Genomic DNA, 17,703 nt, shown 5'->3' with positions numbered 1-17,703 from the left:
TCTCAGATGAGTAATTTAAAAATAAACACTAAAAGCACTACCGCCAGCATACTGTACAGGTAGTATTGCACCTTACCACCCTGAAACAGGCGGGCCAGATTGCCAATACGCTTTACCAAAACAGTTATAAGGTATATAACGCCGTTCACAATATAACGGTCGACCCACTCGGCCAGCGAGGAGAGTAAGCCAACTATGTTACGCAGCAGTTTTACCAGTCCGTCAATAACCGTACGGTCAAACCAGTAAAGCAGGCGGCTTAATGCCAGCACACCATTTACAATAACTTTATGGTAAAATGCATCAATATACCACTGGTTGTATGATAGTTTAAACAGCCATCCCGCTTGCGGGGCAACATAGTTACGTTTTACGTACAGCGCGTAAGCCAGGTAGATAACCATCACACTAAAAATATTTACCCCGATGGGGATGAGTGAGTGGTAAATGTTTTCGCGTGCCAGGTGGTTTGACGGGACAAAGCCTTCGTACAGCCAGGCATGTTCATACAACCACGGATGCATCGAGAATAGCGGGAACAAACTGCACAGTGCCAGCAAGATTAGCGGCAGTTTATAATTCCAGCCACCATCGCTGATATGCAGTTTAATACCGGGATGAACATCCAACAATCGGAACTTACCAAAAAATACCTTTACTATTAAACGGCTCACATAAAAGGCGGTTAGCAAACTGGTTACTAATGCACCGGCGGGCACCAGTTGATAGTACCATGCCTTGCCCTCTGCCCATTCAAAGGCTTGTATCAATATGCCATCTTTTGACAAATAGCCTGAGGTAAACAATAAACCGATTAGTGCCAGGCTACCCACAACGGCGGCAATAAACGTAAGCGGCAGCTTTTTACGCAGGCCGCCCATGTACAATATATTTTGCGGGTCGATATCGAGATGGTTTTCGTGCTTGATATGCTGCATCTCGTGGATCACGATACCGGCTACCAAAAACAGCAGGCATTTAAAAAAAGCGTGCGTTGCCAAATGAAATAGTGACGAAGCATAAGCCCCAACCCCCATAGCCAGCACCATAAAGCCCAGTTGCGATATGGTGGAATAAGCCAATATACGTTTCAGATCGTTCTGTGTGAGGGCGATGCTTGCCGCCATAAACGCGGTAAAGCAGCCGATAACGGCAAACACGCTTAACTCTCCGGGCGTAAACAACGGGTATGCCCTGCCCAGCAGGAAAACGCCCGCCGCCACCATTGTAGCGGCATGGATCAGTGCTGACACCGAGGTTGGCCCCTCCATAGCATCGGGCAGCCAGGTATGTAACGGGAACTGTGCCGACTTAGCTGCCATGCCCAAAAATATTCCCGCAAAAGCTACGTATTGCCATACGGCAGGTAATCGCCCGGCGGGGGCTATCCATATTCCGTTTTCGATAACAGACCGTGATACTAAGCCGTTATCACCAAATAACAGAACCAAATCAAACGTGCCGTATTGCGCGAACAGGATGATGATGGCCGAGAGCAGGCCTATATCGCCTATCCGGTTCATGATAAAGGCTTTTTTATTGGCCTTCACTGCCTTATCGCGTGTAAACCAAAACCCAATGAGCAGGTATGACGAAAAGCCCACCAACTCCCAGCAAGCATAAAGCAGTATGGTACTATCAACCACCACTAACGCCAGCATACTGAAACAAAAGAAGCTGAGGTAAGTAAAGTAGCGGTTAAAGCGTTCATCTTCCTTCATGTACGCCATGGAGTAGATGTGCACCGGCAGCGCGATGACCGGCACCAATGCCAGCATCATAACCGATAAATTATTGAGCCATACACCGGCATAAACCTTGGTAGCGCCAATGGTAAACCATAGCTGCTGTGTATGTATGGTGGTAGTATTCCAAACCGCGGCAAAAACACTGATGGCAAAGGCAGCACTCAATAATATAGCAATGGTTGATATCCACCCGGTGACCTTTACCTTGTTGGGGATAAAATTATTTATAATAGCGGCAAGCAACGGCAATACCACCGCTACCACCGTGTGGAACGTTTGTATATGAGCTATATGTGCCTGATCGGGTATCAATGTTTAGTTCTTTATTTTCTTGTTGTTTTTTGTTGTGACGAGGATAACGCCATGAGCGCCTTTTATACCGTATATAGCGGTTGCTCCAACATCTTTAAGTACCTGTATTTTCTCTATACTTTCAGGCTTGATGTTTTCCAGTTCTTTGATATCCTTTTCAACGCCATCAACCAGCAATAATGGATTATTTGGCCCCACAGTAGCAAAAGACACCAACCGTACAGGCTTTTTACTGGTGACCAATACTAATCCTTTAGCGGCTTTAATTCCATAACGGTCAGTAGCTTGCTTATCTTTAAAAACCTGTACATTATCTATATTAGCAGGTGGCAGCTTTTTCATAGAATCGGCATCTATCTCAACGCTGTCAAGCAATATCAGGGACTGTGTGTTAGCCGCAGTATCTGCTGCAGATAGTTCGGTATGCTGTGTGCTGATAAATACCACTCCGTTACGTCCGGCCTCACCATACTTAGCCTGAAAATTATTGTCCTTAATTACCCACATGCCTTTAATGGCTGATAACCCTAATTGCTTAACCTTTGCCGGAGTAGTGATTTTGCCATCAAGTACAGGCAATGGATCCTGACTATTTTTAGCGGACATTGAGTCGCTTTGGGCTATTGCCTCAACCGCAAAAAATACCATCAGCATAATGATGTAAATAACTTTCCGCATACTCAATCTCCCAGGTTATTAATTTTAGACGGATCGATAGTTTTATACTGACGGTATACATTGAGTATGATAGCCAGCGCTACAGCAGTAACTGCCGCGGCAAGCACAATGGCAAACAGGGCGAACACCTGTCCGCTGTTATTGAGCTTATCATACTTACCAAAGGCCACCAGGTTTAATATAGCGGCATTCAGCATCAGCTCGATACCTATCAGTATTTGTATGGCGTTGCGCTTGGCTACTACCATGTACAGGCCAATGCAAAACAGTGCTGCGCTCAACAACAGGAAATCACTTAAAGCGATCATGCTTCCTGCTCCTTCCGTGATAAGTGGGCGGCACCCACCAGCGCCACCATCAGCAATATGGATATTACCTCAAATGGCAGCAAATAGCTGGTCATCAGGTTTACGCCGATGTTTTCAATCTGAATACCATCGGGCTTAATTACGTTGCCCTCGGCTATACTTGTTCTTACCCAGTCTAATTCATCAATCCCGGCTTGCCTTAACACGATAAACATGACCACAAAAAACAGTGCGGCAAGTAATACAGCGGGCAGTTTACTTAGGCTGATGAATTTGCCTTTCTGCTTTTGGACAGCATCCAGTGTTTCACGACCGGATAGCATAAAGGCGAAAAGGATCAACACCAAAATGCCGCCTACATAGATCACGATCTGGGTAATGGCCACAAAATCCGCCAGAGCCAGCACATATAAACCCGCTAGTGCAAACAGGGTAACAAAAAACATAAATACCGAGCGTACCAGGTTTTTTGAAGCGGCCACATATAAGGCAGATCCTAAAGCGATTGCAGCTAATACGTAAAACATCACCTTCACCAGCATCATTGCCCTTCCTCCTTCTTCTTCATGGCGGCAAGCTTGGCGGCTTGTTTTTCGGCATTTTGCTTTTCGAGCAGCGCACGTTTTTCGTCGGCCTCTTCCTTGGTCATGTCCGAAAATTCGTAGATCAGGTCATTCAGTTCAAATACGGTACGGTCGTACGTATTCGTCATGGTGATGCACTCGGTAGGACAAACCACGGTACACAGCCCGCAGTACATGCACTTGGCCATGTCAATATCAAACTTGGCGGCGTACAGGCGCTTGGTGGTACCGTCGGACGTTTGACCGATAGCTTCCGTAGCTTTAATAGCTTCTATATCGATACAATCCACCGGACAAATCTTGGCGCACAGATCGCACACAATGCAATCATCCATCTCCACATCCAACTGGTAGCGCCCAACCTCGGGCACGGGCAGTTGCTGTTTCGGATATTGTATGGTATTTGTTCCCTCGAGCTTTTTAAAGTAATTATCATCACTTACCCGGGTAACCTCACGCGCTTTTTTCGACGCAAACAAGTGGCCTATGGTCAGGGTCATCCCCTTCCATGCAGTAGTTAAGCCATTTATCGCGCTTTTAAACATGCTGTTTATATAATTCTAAAATCTAAATACTAAACTCTAATCTCTGATTACTAATCTCTAATCACATCAACCATAATCGCCATACGCCCGATATCAGTATACAGGCGAAGGCCAGCGGGGTTAATACTTTCCAGCAAAGGTTCATCAGTTGGTCAACACGCAGGCGGGGTAATGTCCACCTGATCCACATTTGTACGCCAACCAGGGCCAGGCTTTTAATCGCCACCCAAAATATCCCCCACCAAATATTGGTTGTCCAGTCAGCTAATTTTAACCACCCCATGTTTGGCAATGGTGTATTCCAGGCACCCAAAAAAAGCACAACGCCTATCATTGATACCAGGAACATCATCGAATACTCAGCCAGAAACACAAAGGCAAAACCCAACCCTGAATACTCGGTATGGAAACCGGCCACCAGTTCTGATTCCGCTTCGGGTATATCAAACGGCGCGCGGTTAGCTTCAGCTAATGATGATATAAAGTAAATAACAAATGCTATAATTAAATGCGGTGCCCTGAATATATTCCAGCTCAGCAATCCGCCAATGCTGGTCACGTCCCAAAAACCAAAAAACTTAATGGTTTCTGGTGATGCTACGCCTTGCTGTGTGGAGATCACCTGCAAATCCAACGACTGCGCGATCATTACTGCGGATATGATAGCGAAACCTGCCGGTATCTCGTACGAAATGATCTGCGCGGCCGAACGCATAGCGCCTAAAATAGAGTATTTATTGTTGGAGCCCCAGCCCGCCATGAGTATGCCCAATGTTTCTATAGAAATTATGGCGAACACATAATACAGGCCAATATTTATTTTTGACGGCACCAGGCCCGGCCCCCAGGGCAAAGCGGCAAAACCCATATAAACCGCAACAAATATGATTACAGGTGCCAGTATAAAAAGCCATTTATCCGCCTTTGCCGGAATGATCAATTCCTTTTGAATCATTTTCAAAATATCGGCAAAGGTTTGCAGCGAGCCATATTTTCCGGTCTCGGTTGGGCCAAGCCTGTCCTGAATATATGCCGATATTTTACGTTCAGCATATACCCCGAAAAGCGCAAATAACGCAGCAAACGCGAACAGCCCGGCAGCAACAAGAAAATATATCAGGTAATTACTCAATGCACAAAATTACTTTGGCTGCAAACTTAGCAAATGCCCGCTAAATATTCTATGTGTTTGGTAGATTATGGCAGGTTTTTGATTTATGAAATCGGGAGACGACTTTTAATTTTCAAATTAAATTCAAATTTGATAACGTTACGCATTTCTATTACTTGTCCTAAACTTCTTTTGTGCAGACAAAAGAAGCAAAAGCTGCCGGCTACGTCCTGCCCGGTGAAAGGTTGTGCTTTGGCAGGGCTTGTACTACTCCGGGCATTACTGATGCCGGAAGGCAAGTATATTTATGGTTGTGCTTTAAAGTGTATCCACATGAGAAAGCGAGAAATATCTGTATTAGTAAAACATCAGATGTTCTCTTGTACTTTGCTTAAATGAACTGTAATTAAACCTGATAATTAATTTCCGGCGCGTTCGCTTCGCTCGCTAAGTTGTTTGAGCACTTCGTCGTTAAATTCCTTTTCGCTTTTGTAAAGCTCGCTTACCTTTTCGGCAGGTAATATTTTCAGGAATTCATCTTTGTAGCGTTTATGAATGTTTACCAACTCGGTTTCGTAGTACAGCTCTTTGTTGATCTGCTCGGTACCGTTTGGCTGGGCACTTGAGTTATTAAGGCGTTTTAGCCTGCGAATGTTTACCAGTTGTTGCTGGTACTGGCGGTACAAGGGCCAAAACTTTTTTGATTCGGCAGCGGTAAGGTTTAACTGGCGTTCAAAATAATCCTTTTTAGCGTTAGCCAGTTTGGCAAAGCGTGATGTTGTATTGGTTTTATTTTGCTGATAACGTAAACCACGGGCATTGTCAGGTACCTGCGCTTTAGCATTTAAGCACGCTCCCAGCACAAACAATATGATAATATATACTCTTCCGGCCAGATTGCTCATTATTAAAGTTCAGTATCAATATAATCTAACAACTCCTCATCGCTAACTTTTTCGCTGATGTACGATTGTGTTTCGCCGGCATCAAGGTTTTGCTCAGCATAACCACGAATTTCATTCAGCGGAATGTTTGATAAACGGCTGTGTAAAAACGATTCTCCCTGCGGATTTTGCTCCGGCGTAGCCTGGGTACCTTTGTTTAAAAAGAAGGTTACACCAATAGCAATAGTAACACAGGCGGCAGCCGCGTAACGGTAAATGCCTGATGTAAAAAACTTGCGCACTACACCGCGTTGCTGCGTAGCGGCAGGTTGCAGCTCAACCGGCTGCTCATCGGCCTCTACGGTTTTGCTTAAAATAGCAGCGTTCAGCTTATCAAAATACCCGGCAGGTACAGCAAAAGGTTCGTCGGCAGTTACGGCCTCTTCAATTGCTAATCGCGCGGTAATGTTTTGCTGCAGGTTGTCAAAGTAACCTTCGGGCACATCAAACCCTATGTTTTCGCTGTTAACAGCTTCTTCAATACTAATGCGGCTTTGAATGTTGCTGCTCAATTCATCAAAGTAGTTATCAGGTAAAATAAAACCTGTATTATCAACATTTAACGCGGCGGCTACAGTAATACGGCTGTTAATGTTACCGTTCAGCTCGTCAAAATAATTTTCGGGAACGGTAAACCCGGCAGCGCGTGCCGTAATATCATCTAAATTTTTAAGGGAAAGCGTGCGTTCGCGAAGGTCATCGAAATAGCCTGCAGGCACTGTGAACGGGTTATTTGAGCTAACCTTCTTTAGTGCTGTAAATTCATTTAGCCAATCTCTTGTTTCCATATCGCTCTTCATACCCTCATTAGATTAATACTTTCGCAAAAGGTTTAAAGTGATTTATAAAAAATTATAATTCTGATGATAGCAAATAGGCCTCGATCTTTTTAACCGCCAAATGGAACGATGCCTTTAGCGCGCCTACACTGGTACCCAGTACTTCTGATATCTCTTCGTACTTCATATCATCAAAATACTTCATGTTAAACACCAGTTTTTGTTTTTCGGGTAAGGTGAGCAAGGCCTGCTGTAGTTTAAGCTGGGCCTTGTCACCATTAAAATATGTCGAATCGGCCAATGTCTCGGCCAGTTCATAGGCTACATCATCCAGCGGTACATTATTTTTCATTTTCTTTCTGTTCAAAAATGTAATGCACTCGTTGGTAGCAATGCGGTACATCCAGGTGTACAACTGCGCATCGTTACGAAAACCGGGCAGGTTCTTCCATATCTTTACAAAAACATCCTGCGAAAGGTCGTCGGCATCGTCGTGGTCAATAACCATACGGCGAATATGCCAATAGATCTTTTGCTGATACTTCTTAAGTAACAGATTAAAAGCCTCATTCCTGGTACGTTCGTCCCGAAACTTGCTTAATATTTCTTCGTCTTCAGCCTGTGCGGCCATATTAAATCTTTATACCCTAAATAAAGAACTTAGCTGTTTTGTTTTTTGCGCGCTATTACTTTTTTAGCAGCGGCGATGATGTGCTCAGCATCCAAACCATATTTGGTCATTAACTGTGCAGGTGTACCGCTTTCGCCAAAGCTATCATTTACAGCCACATACTCTTGCGGAGTTGGGTTGTTAACAGCCAGTAATTGTGCAATGCTATCGCCTAAGCCACCTAAACGGTTATGCTCTTCGGCAGTTACCACGCAACCTGTTTTTGCTACTGATTTTAAGACAGCCTCAGCATCCAATGGTTTAATGGTGTGTATGTTAATGATCTCGGCATCGATACCCTCCTCAGCCAGTTTTTCGCCTGCCTGTATAGCTTCCCATACCAGGTGGCCGGTAGCGAAGATAGATACATCAGCACCCTCGTTAACCATCCATGCTTTACCGATCTCGAATTTCTGATCAGCATCAGTAAAGATTGGTACTACCGGGCGACCGAAACGCAGGTATACCGGGCCATGATGCTCGGCAATAGCGATAGTAGCCGCTTTGGTTTGGTTGTAATCGCAAGGGTTTATCACCGTCATGCCGGGTAACATCTTCATCAGGCCGATGTCTTCCAGTATCTGGTGTGTCGCACCGTCCTCGCCCAGGGTTAAGCCCGCGTGCGACGCGCAAATTTTTACGTTCTTGTCAGAATAAGCTACCGACTGGCGGATCTGATCGTAAACACGGCCGGTTGAAAAGTTAGCGAAGGTACCTGTGAACGGAATTTTACCGCCAATGGTTAAACCTGCTGCCATACCAATCATGTTTGCCTCGGCAATACCGGTCTGGAAAAAGCGCTCAGGGAATGCTTTGATAAAGTCGGCCATTTTTAATGAGCCCACCAGGTCAGCACAAAGTGCAACCACTTCGGGGTTACGTTTACCGGCTTCAAGCAGGCCATCGCCAAAACCCGAGCGGGTATCTTTTTTATCTGTGTAAGTATATTTTTTCATAACCTCACCTAAATCCTCTCCGGGGGAGAGGACTTTTTATTTTTTTATTGTGATATGTATTATTTAGATCAAACTATCTGCAATTGTGACTGCTATTGCAACCGCAACTGCCACCCCCTTCAGGGGGCCTGGCTTAATAATCGCCCAGTGTTTCCTCAAGCTGAGCTAAAGCTGCTGCCAGTTGCTCATCATTAGGTGCTACACCATGCCATTTGTGGCTGCCCATCATAAAGTCAACACCGTAGCCCATGCCTGTTTTTAGCAGGATAGCGATAGGTTTGCCTTTACCGGTTAAGCTTTTGGCTTTTTCAAGCACGGCAACAACGCTGGCCATATCATTACCATTTGGCTCCTCAAGCACTTCCCAGCCAAAGGCCTCGAATTTTGCTTTCAGGTTACCTAATGACAGTACCATTTCGGTAGGGCCATCAATTTGCTGGCCGTTATAGTCAACAGTAGCAATTAATCTGTCTAATTTGTTGTGCGGAGCAAACATAGCTGCTTCCCATATCTGTCCTTCCTGCAGCTCGCCATCACCATGCAGGGTGTAAACAATGCTGTCGTCACCATTAAGGCGTTTAGCCAAAGCAGCGCCAATAGCCACTGAAAGGCCCTGGCCTAATGAACCCGAAGCGATACGCACACCCGGTAAACCCTCGTGGGTAGTTGGGTGGCCCTGCAACCTTGAATTCAGTTTACGAAAGGTAGCTAATTCTGATTTATCAAAGTAACCGGCATGTGCCAACACACTGTAAAATACCGGTGAAATGTGTCCGTTTGAAAGGAAGAACAGGTCTTCGCCCTTGGCATCCATGTTGAAAGATGGATCGTTATTTAACACGTTAAAATAAAGGGCTACCAAAAAGTCGGTACAACCTAATGAACCACCCGGGTGGCCTGACTGACAGCCATGTACCATCCTGACAATGTCACGACGTACCTGGGATGCGGTTTGTTTTAATTGCTCTATGTCTTGTTTCATTAAATGATAGGTTTTATTGCAATAAATTTAAATTTCGGCTAAAATAAATATTAATCTGATATATAGGTGTTATTTCAACACATCTAATATCTGCTGCGATGAGTTTTTGGTATCTACCTTATCAATAATTTTATCGATAATACCATCTCCGTTAATTAAAAACGTTTTACGCGCGGTACCCATATATTTTTTGCCGTACATGTTTTTTTCAACCCAAACGCCGTAGGCCTCTACAATTTCTTTGCTCTCATCAGCAATCAACGTAAAGGGCAAGCTATATTTGGTTTCAAACTTTTTGTGCGATTTCTCATCATCTGTACTCACCCCTATCACCTCAAAGCCCTGGCTTATTAATGATTGATAGTTATCCCTAAAACTGCAAGCTTCGGCAGTACAGCCAGGGGTATCATCCTTCGGATAAAAATAGAGTATCACATTTTTGCCTTTAAAATCGCCCAGTGATACGGCTTTGCCGTTTTGGTCTTTCGCGTCAAAATCGGGGGCTTTATCGCCAACTGCTAATGTTGCCATATTCTTCTATCGGTAAAAGGTAGCTTTAAATTGCGATGCATTGTCTTTAGCATCGGTTACTGTCAGTTCAAATGTATGTTTTCCGTTTTTAATATTATCATCAAAATAATATCTTAACAATTTAGTCTTGTAGTCGTGCTCAACCAATACCCATTTGCCGTCTATCTTACCGGTATAGCTTTTTACACCCGACAGGTTATCACTCATGCGCAGGTTAATACTTTTGGCTGCTGATAGGTTGCTGCCGTCATGAATATTCACCGGCGTAATTACCGGCGGCACGGTATCAACCTTAATGTAATAATCGCCAAAAAAGCGGCACTGGCCTTTTACATAACCATCCTCAAACTTGCCAATAGCCAGATTACCGGCGGTGTTAATCAGCACCGCTTTATCGGCATTGTGGCCAATGCTGCTGTCGGGTTTTATCCAAAGGCTAAAACTTTCGTGCAGCGGTGTAAAGCGGTTATGTATACGGTGGGTTTCTGAGTATGCCCCGGGCTTGCGCGGCAGGCGGGCGTAGTTAAAGTCGAGATTATCGTACAAATTACCGGGTGCGATAATTATCTTAATCTTGTCATTATTAAACTCGTTGGTTTTATCGTACTGAAATAAAGGGCCTTTGGATATAAAGGGCTTCACCTCGTTTTTTGATGATTTAACGTTAATGGTAAGCGTTGAGGTATTCCCTGCAACATCGCGCACCACGTATTGTACCTCGTGCATGGCATCATCATCAAAATTAATAATACCCCGGTTTACCGATTGCGGGTATAACGATACATTGCTGCCCGGCGGCACAAAGCACTTCTGCATCCAGCGGCGGGAGGTTAAGAAGGCAGGGTAATCCAGATAAGCATTGATGGCCCTGGTTTGATCGAACCCAAAGCGCTCTACCGCGAAAGTGTAAACCGTAGTGCCATCCAGTTTTAACTCTACAGAGTAGATACCGTTATGATTAGGCGATACACTATTCATATCATAAGCGGTTAAGCCAAATCCCGTGTTGCCGCTTAAGTGTACTGGCTGATTGTTTTTCAGGTGATACTGACCGTTCGCACCGGTAACCGCCAAAAACATGTGCGGCGTTTTTTCGCTGAAGGGCGCGCCATCGGCAAAATTGTAGGTGGCAATGGCCTGGAGTGTTGGCGGTATCTTATCGGGGATAGTAAGGCCGAATAACTGCGGGTTAATGGTTTCTTCTGTTTTACTGTCGCGCAGCTCAAAGTGCAGGTGCGGCCCGGCTGATGCGCCGGCGTTGCCCGTCCAGGCAAAAACTTCGCCTTTTTTGAGGGGGAGTTGTAAGGGCAGCAACCTGAAATCAACCTCATAGCTTTGCTGCTGGATCTGGTAATCGCGTATCAGTGCTTCTATCTCCGGACTAAATTTTTCCAAATGCCCGTACACGGAGGTAAAACCATTAGGATGCGTAATATATACCGCCCGGCCAAAGCCGCCGTACTGTATGCGCAGGCGAGATACAAAGCCATCTAAAATAGAATAGATAGGATAGCCGGTACGCTGGTTGGTCTTAAAATCGAGCCCGGAGTGAAAGTGATTGGGCCTTAGTTCGCCAAATGAGCCCGCCGTACTTGGCGGCAGATCAAGCGGATAACGAAAAACATCTTTAGGGTAAAAACTGGTTTGTATAACATCCTGCGCGGTGGCGGCAGTGCATAGTAATAGAAAGGCAGCAAGCGCCCTAAGCTTTTTTAGCATCATCCGGTATTATTTCACGTAAAAATCAAGCATTTTGTCACCCTCAATAAACCCTTCCAGGTGGTCACCTATGGCTACCGGGCCTACCCCTTCGGGTGTGCCGGTAAAAATAAGGTCGCCCTTTTTCAGGGTGATGTATTGAGATACGAACGCGATGATACGTTCAAACGAAAAAAGCAGTGCCTTTGTGTTGCCTGCCTGACGATTTTCGCCATTAATATTCAGGCTGAAATTGATGTTGTACAGATCAGCGAACTTATCCTTCGGTAAAAAATTACTAATGGGTGCCGAGCCGTCAAAGCTCTTGGCCAGTTCCCAGGGTAAACCCTTTTCTTTATGTTTTGATTGTATATCACGAGCGGTAAAGTCAATCCCCAACCCTATTTCATCATAATAATTGGCAGCGAATTTCTCGCTGATATGCTTGCCTTCCTTACAGATCTTCAGCACCAGCTCTGCCTCGTAGTGTACATCCTCACTAAATTCGGGATAGTAAAACGGCTTATTTTCTTTTAACAGCGCGGTATCCGGCTTCATAAAAATAACCGGGGTAGTTGGTACCGGGTTATTCAGCTCTTTGGCATGCTCAGCATAGTTACGCCCGATGGCAATTATTTTCATAAATAGCAGTATGGTAAAACGTCAAAGCTAATTAATTTGAGTGAGAGATTGGTGGTTGGTGAGTAGAGATTAGTGGATGGACATTATTGGTGAGTCAGTTTGGTTAATAGTGAGTAGCGAATACTACAATCATATCCAACCAAATGACTAATGCCTAATGATCAATTACTAAAAAGACTAATCACTGACCTCTAACCACTAATGACTACAATACCGAAAGCCTTTTAATAGTAGATTCGGTACCGGCTATAATGCGGAGGAAATAAAAGCCGCGGCTTAATTTGTTGTTGATGATGTAGGTAAATTTCTGGTCGCCGGATTCAACACGTTGCGAGAAGATGGTGGCCACATCGTTACCCAGCATATCTACTATCTTAATGGTAACGTTGGTGTTGCGCGAAAGGTCATAACGCAGGTTGATCTGATCGGTAACCGGGTTCGGGTAAATCTGCACGTTGCTTAACAACTTATCATCCTGACGGTTAACACTAAGTTTGGTGGTTGATACGGTACCCGGTTTTAAAGGCGGCAAGGTAAAAGGCAAGCCACTTTTCAGGTACGATGTTTTGCCTTTCTTTTTCAGGATCAGGCTATCCTGCGAAGCTGATGTACCCGCGAAAGCAAAATTCATGGTCACCGCTATCGCGATCACTATTGTCCATAAATTGAATTGAGTAAATTTTTGCTTCATACAGTTACACTGCTACAAATGTATAAATTACACCAAGCCTATTCAAAAAGTTAGCCTTTATATTTAAAATTTAACAATTTTTAACAAAATGGGTGTAATATTGTAAAGTTATAGGTACTGACTTATACGAAGTTGATAAGTTTAAGTTTGTTCTGTAAATTTTATAATTTTGCATCTTTTATAAAATATAGTGTCAAGTCATAAAGACCTTCAGAAACTGACAGTCCCCGGACTGCTCATTAGTTTAGGGATCATCTACGGCGACATCGGAACATCACCGCTGTACGTATTTAAAGCAATTGTTGGTGCACAAGCTATAAACGAAACCATTGTATTAGGCGGCGTTTCATGCATCTTCTGGACGCTTACCCTCCAAACTACCATTAAATACGTTTTAATAACTTTATTGGCCGATAACAAGGGCGAAGGCGGGATATTCTCCCTCTTTTCACTGGTACGCCGTAAAGCCAGGTGGCTTATTGTGCCCGCCGTTGTAGGCGGCTGTGCGCTGCTGGCCGATGGTATTATTACGCCACCTATTACTATATCATCAGCCATTGAGGGCTTGCATACGCGCTTTCCGCAGATGACGCTGCCTACTTATCAAATCGTGCTGATCATTATAGCGTTGCTGTTCATCATACAGCAATTTGGTACTTCGCTGGTAGGTAAGGCCTTCGGCCCTATCATGTTCATCTGGTTTTCGATGATGGGCATACTGGGTATCATGATGGTTGTACAAATGCCATGGGTGCTCAAAGCATTAAACCCTTACTATGCTTACAACCTGTTAAGCAATAACCCGAATGCCTTTGTAATATTAGGCGCGGTTTTCCTGTGTACAACGGGTGCCGAAGCTCTATACTCTGATTTAGGGCATTGCGGCCGCTCAAACATCCGCGTAAGCTGGATCTATGTTAAAACCTGTTTGGTGTTAAATTACCTTGGCCAGGCGGTATGGCTTATAAACCATAACGGCGAATACCTGGGTAATAAAAACCCGTTCTACCTTATTATGCCTGAGGGCTTTTTGATATTTGGTATCGGTATCGCGACAATAGCGGCTATTATTGCCAGCCAGGCATTGATCTCCGGCTCGTTCACGTTGATAGCCGAAGCGGTAAGGCTTAATCTTTGGCCTAAAGTGCGCATCAACTACCCTACCGATCAAAAGGGACAATTATATGTACCCAGCATCAACTGGATACTATGCGCGGGCTGTATTTTGGTAGTTTTATTGTTTGAAAAATCCGAAAAAATGGAGGCTGCTTACGGTTTAAGTATTACCGTAGCCATGCTGATGACCACCATATTGGTATCCAAATTTTTGCAGCGCCGCAAGGTACCTACTTATCTGATCGCATTATTTTTTGTGGTTTATTTACTGATTGAAGGCACCTTTTTATTGGGCAACCTGGTTAAGTTTGTACATGGCGGCTGGTTCACCCTGTCCATCGGCTTTATGCTGTTTGTAGTGATGTGGACATGGCATACCGCCCGCAAGATCAAGAACCGCTACGTTAAGTTTATTGAGATTGAAGATTATTTCCAGATCATTAATGAGTTGAGCGACGATGAAACGGTACCCAAATATTCATCGCAACTGGTATACTTAACCAGCGCCAACTTTAACTCGGAGGTGGAATCAAAGATCATTTATTCCATCCTGCAAAAGCAGCCCAAACGTGCCGATGTTTACTGGCTGGTGCACGTTGATGTGGTGGATGAACCTTACACCCGCGAGTATGAGGTTGACTTCCTGGTACCGGGCAAGCTGATCCGTATCGATTTTAAGTTAGGTTTCCGCGTGGAGCAGCAGATCAACGTATTGTTCCGCAGGGTGGTTGAGGATCTGGTGAAGAATGGCGAGGTAAACATCACCAGCCAGTACAAATCACTCAGCAAGCATAATATTGTGGGTGATTTCCGTTTCGTGGTGATCGAAAAAACGCTGTCGCGCTCCCATAACCTGTCGTTTTACGAGCAGTTAATAATGGATATTTATGTGCAGCTTAAAAAAGCCAGCTTATCCGAAGAGCGCGGCTTTGGCCTCGACCTGAGCTTTGTAACGGTTGAAAAAGTACCGCTGATGCTCACCACGCCTGATAACGTGGATATGCGAAGGATAATATAGAAAAAGCGGGAACCCTAACCAGGTTCCCGCTTTTCTGTTCAGATTAAACCGGCATTAATTAATCGGCAGTTCCATGATCTTAATATTTCTGAATGCTACTTTACCGCCATGTGCCTGCAAGGCAATGCGGCCTTTTTTAGCCATCCCGTAATCTGGGTCATCCTTCCATTTACCGGTAGTTTTCTTTTCCGTCCACTCCGGCGACCAAGCCTCAAATTCCAATATTTTAGCCCCGTTAAGCCAATGCTCTACATGGCCTTTGTTAAATACAATTTTGCTGGTGTTCCACTCGCCAACCGGGTTCAGTTTCTTTTTTTCGTTAGGCAGATGCATGGCATAATCGCATCCCGCTTTTTGCCAGTCTTCCAGCTTGCCATCCCAACCTACCTCATCAATCAACTGGTACTCCGGCCCGGTAGTAAAGGTGTACGGGTATTTGGCATCCTCAACCACATGGTACATTACGCCGCTATTGCTGCCTTTGCCTATCTGCCAGTCCCAGGTAAGCTCAAAGTTGCCGTATTCCTTATCGGTAACAATATCGCCGTTGGTGGCTTCATGTTCGCTGCCAACACAAGTTAGTACGCCATCTTTTGCTGCCCAATTCTCCACCTTAGCGGTTTTATTATAAGCATGCCAGCCGGTCAGGGTTTTACCATCAAACAAACTCACCCAACCTTTTTTTACAGGATACTCCGCTTTAGGTTTTCCATCACCGCTGTGAGCAATGGCCGCTGTGCCAAGCAGGCCGGCGGTTAATAATACAGTAACTGATCTTAATTTCATGTTCATGGTAGTTATTGTTTTTTAGTGATCTGCATTTTTTCAGGGTCCCAAAGTATAGATCGGTCCTGGTGGTAGCTATCATTACACAACAGCGCAGGGGCTGCCGCGCGATAGCCGAATATGGCATCCTCAACCACCTTTTTATTATCGCGTATAGCGGTAAAAAAGTTAACCATGTGGTCATAAGGTCCCCCTTTATAGCCCTTTTCGGCGGCATAAGTCATTTGCTCGGGCGGCAATATCATTTTACGGCCGGCATTGCCATTGCCTGATTTTCTTAGCTGCTCCAAATAAAACGGATCGTCAGAGGCGAAGGACTTATTGCGTTTAAGCGTTACATCATCCCAGGTAACATCCATTGAGCCCTCGCTACCCACAAGGCGCAGGTAGGTGGTGCCGCTGGTGCCATCCACAAAGTTGCAGCGTAAGGATAGGTTAAAGGCCGGATGCACTTCCGCCTTAGGATAATCAAAGGTGCCTAACAGTACATCGGGTACTTCGCGACCATCATTCCAGTAACGTAAGCCGCCCGAAGCGTAAATTTTATTTGGCCCGTGCGAGCCGGTTACAAAGTGCAGGCTGCTGAACAGGTGCACAAACAAGTCGCCCGCCATGCCGGTACCATAATCGGTATAGTTTCTCCAGCGGAAAAAGCGTTTCTCATCAAACGGCCGTTTTTTGGTATTGCTTACATAAGTGTCCCAGTCAAGCGTTTGGGTTGAGGCATCAGCAGGTAAAGGGTATTGCCAGGCTTCGATAGGATTGCGGCGTGCCCAAAAACCCTCGGCATAATTAAGCTGGCCAATAGCACCGGATGCCAGCAGTTCCTTAGCTTTTTCATTCCCTAATGATGATACGCCCTGACTGCCTACCATAAATACCTTACCGGTTTCTTTTTGCGCTTTGATAACCGCGGGCCCTTCATCAACAGAATGTACCATGGGCTTTTCGCAATACACGTGCTTGCCTGCGTGCATGGCATCAATTGATATTTGCTGATGCCAGTGGTCGGTAGTACCGATAATTACGGCATCAATATCCTTACGGGCTAATATTTCTTTATAACTGCGGGTAGTAAAAATATCGGCACCCCAGCGTGCTTTGGCATCTTTAAGGCGGGTATCATACAAATCGCATACGGCAACCAGTTTTACGCCGGGCACCTGCAAGGCAACAATAGCATCCTGCGTGCCCATACCGCCGGCGCCAATCAGCGCGATGTTAATATTATCGTTAGCGCTAAAAAACGGCTGGCGTTTTAAATAAAAAAACGACTGATTTTTGTCGGCAGCCATAGCAACCGTTCCGGCGGCTACAGCGGCCGCGGCAGTACTTAGCTTTTTGATGAATCCCCGGCGGGAGGCATTCTTTTTTTCTTCCATACGGTTTAATTTGATAGGTGAGTATGGCGTAAAATTAGCAGATAAATCGATTCAAAAAAGATGGTTAACTATCCATTTGATGCAGCTAATGAGTGGTTTAATGGTAAAATAATCCCATTCCCCGCTACTAATTAACGATCAAGCATACGCCGGTAATGATCATTCATCAAGACAATACCATCCCCTTTACTTAATTTTTGTAATCGGGTAGGTTATGTATAT

The 17,703-nt window shown here is 44.9% G+C and carries 18 protein-coding genes; 1 reads left to right on the top strand and 17 read right to left on the bottom strand.

The annotated features are described in order from the left end of the window. Positions 1 to 2: 2 nt before the first annotated feature. The 15 genes from AC3WJC_RS03350 to AC3WJC_RS03280 all read right to left on the bottom strand — a co-directional run bounded on the left by AC3WJC_RS03350 (position 3) and on the right by AC3WJC_RS03280 (position 13,179). Entirely contained in the window at positions 3 to 2,060 is a 2,058-nt protein-coding gene (locus AC3WJC_RS03350) for an NADH-quinone oxidoreductase subunit 5 family protein (protein ID WP_492397655.1), read from the bottom strand. A 3-nt stretch (positions 2,061 to 2,063) separates the two neighbouring features. Continuing rightward, positions 2,064 to 2,738, bottom strand: coding sequence for a TonB-dependent receptor plug domain-containing protein (locus AC3WJC_RS03345; RefSeq protein WP_492397654.1), 675 nt, complete (start codon positions 2,736 to 2,738; stop codon positions 2,064 to 2,066). A 2-nt stretch (positions 2,739 to 2,740) separates the two neighbouring features. Further along, the gene (gene nuoK / locus AC3WJC_RS03340) at positions 2,741 to 3,046 is read right to left on the bottom strand and encodes an NADH-quinone oxidoreductase subunit NuoK (RefSeq protein ID WP_492397653.1); all 306 of its coding nucleotides are present in this window, start codon (positions 3,044 to 3,046) and stop codon (positions 2,741 to 2,743) included. Then, entirely contained in the window at positions 3,043 to 3,591 is a 549-nt protein-coding gene (locus AC3WJC_RS03335; RefSeq protein WP_492397652.1) for an NADH-quinone oxidoreductase subunit J family protein, read from the bottom strand. Before AC3WJC_RS03335 ends, nuoK begins: the two co-directional genes overlap by 4 nt. Next, positions 3,588 to 4,175 carry a 4Fe-4S binding protein gene (locus AC3WJC_RS03330; protein WP_492397651.1) on the bottom strand — a complete coding sequence of 196 codons (588 nt, stop codon included), beginning with the start codon at positions 4,173 to 4,175 and terminating at the stop codon, positions 3,588 to 3,590. The genes AC3WJC_RS03335 and AC3WJC_RS03330 overlap by 4 nt, the downstream gene beginning before the upstream one ends. A gap of 61 nt (positions 4,176 to 4,236) precedes the next feature. Continuing rightward, a complete protein-coding gene (gene nuoH, locus AC3WJC_RS03325) occupies positions 4,237 to 5,307 on the bottom strand; it encodes an NADH-quinone oxidoreductase subunit NuoH (RefSeq protein WP_492397650.1) in 1,071 nt (356 codons plus the stop codon). Between the two features lie 398 nt (positions 5,308 to 5,705). After that, positions 5,706 to 6,191, bottom strand: a complete 486-nt coding sequence (locus AC3WJC_RS03320; protein ID WP_492397649.1) for a hypothetical protein — start codon at positions 6,189 to 6,191, stop codon at positions 5,706 to 5,708. Between the two features lie 2 nt (positions 6,192 to 6,193). Then, complete coding sequence (locus AC3WJC_RS03315; RefSeq protein ID WP_492397648.1) at positions 6,194 to 7,030, bottom strand: hypothetical protein; 837 nt, start codon at positions 7,028 to 7,030, stop codon at positions 6,194 to 6,196. Positions 7,031 to 7,082: 52 nt separating this feature from the next. Next, on the bottom strand, positions 7,083 to 7,640 hold the full coding sequence (locus AC3WJC_RS03310) for an RNA polymerase sigma factor (RefSeq protein WP_492397647.1): 558 nt from the start codon (positions 7,638 to 7,640) through the stop codon (positions 7,083 to 7,085). A gap of 29 nt (positions 7,641 to 7,669) precedes the next feature. Continuing rightward, a complete protein-coding gene (locus AC3WJC_RS03305) occupies positions 7,670 to 8,635 on the bottom strand; it encodes a transketolase family protein (protein WP_194101127.1) in 966 nt (321 codons plus the stop codon). Between the two features lie 133 nt (positions 8,636 to 8,768). Beyond that, positions 8,769 to 9,644 (bottom strand): transketolase, encoded by an 876-nt coding sequence (locus AC3WJC_RS03300; protein ID WP_492398983.1) that lies wholly within the window; start codon positions 9,642 to 9,644, stop codon positions 8,769 to 8,771. A gap of 42 nt (positions 9,645 to 9,686) precedes the next feature. Beyond that, positions 9,687 to 10,148, bottom strand: a complete 462-nt coding sequence (gene bcp / locus AC3WJC_RS03295) for a thioredoxin-dependent thiol peroxidase (protein ID WP_492397646.1) — start codon at positions 10,146 to 10,148, stop codon at positions 9,687 to 9,689. Between the two features lie 6 nt (positions 10,149 to 10,154). Continuing rightward, positions 10,155 to 11,870 carry a M23 family metallopeptidase gene (locus AC3WJC_RS03290; protein ID WP_492397645.1) on the bottom strand — a complete coding sequence of 572 codons (1,716 nt, stop codon included), beginning with the start codon at positions 11,868 to 11,870 and terminating at the stop codon, positions 10,155 to 10,157. 6 nt (positions 11,871 to 11,876) lie between these two features. Next, positions 11,877 to 12,488 (bottom strand): fumarylacetoacetate hydrolase family protein, encoded by a 612-nt coding sequence (locus tag AC3WJC_RS03285; RefSeq protein WP_492397644.1) that lies wholly within the window; start codon positions 12,486 to 12,488, stop codon positions 11,877 to 11,879. A 205-nt stretch (positions 12,489 to 12,693) separates the two neighbouring features. Then, positions 12,694 to 13,179 carry a T9SS type A sorting domain-containing protein gene (locus AC3WJC_RS03280; protein WP_492397643.1) on the bottom strand — a complete coding sequence of 162 codons (486 nt, stop codon included), beginning with the start codon at positions 13,177 to 13,179 and terminating at the stop codon, positions 12,694 to 12,696. A gap of 190 nt (positions 13,180 to 13,369) precedes the next feature. Here AC3WJC_RS03280 and AC3WJC_RS03275 point away from each other — a divergent pair, with 190 nt between their 5' ends. Continuing rightward, entirely contained in the window at positions 13,370 to 15,313 is a 1,944-nt protein-coding gene (locus tag AC3WJC_RS03275) for a KUP/HAK/KT family potassium transporter (protein WP_492397642.1), read from the top strand. Positions 15,314 to 15,367: 54 nt separating this feature from the next. On the opposite strand, the gene AC3WJC_RS03270 is transcribed toward AC3WJC_RS03275, so the two are convergent. Next, the gene (locus tag AC3WJC_RS03270) at positions 15,368 to 16,099 is read right to left on the bottom strand and encodes a 3-keto-disaccharide hydrolase (RefSeq protein ID WP_492397641.1); all 732 of its coding nucleotides are present in this window, start codon (positions 16,097 to 16,099) and stop codon (positions 15,368 to 15,370) included. An 11-nt stretch (positions 16,100 to 16,110) separates the two neighbouring features. Beyond that, a complete protein-coding gene (locus AC3WJC_RS03265; RefSeq protein ID WP_492397640.1) occupies positions 16,111 to 17,481 on the bottom strand; it encodes a Gfo/Idh/MocA family protein in 1,371 nt (456 codons plus the stop codon). Positions 17,482 to 17,703 lie beyond the last annotated feature (222 nt).

The organism is Mucilaginibacter sp. FW306-07-L, assembly GCF_058782065.1.
Note: the sequence above shows the minus strand (reverse complement) of the source record. Positions and strands in the feature narration are given on the sequence as shown.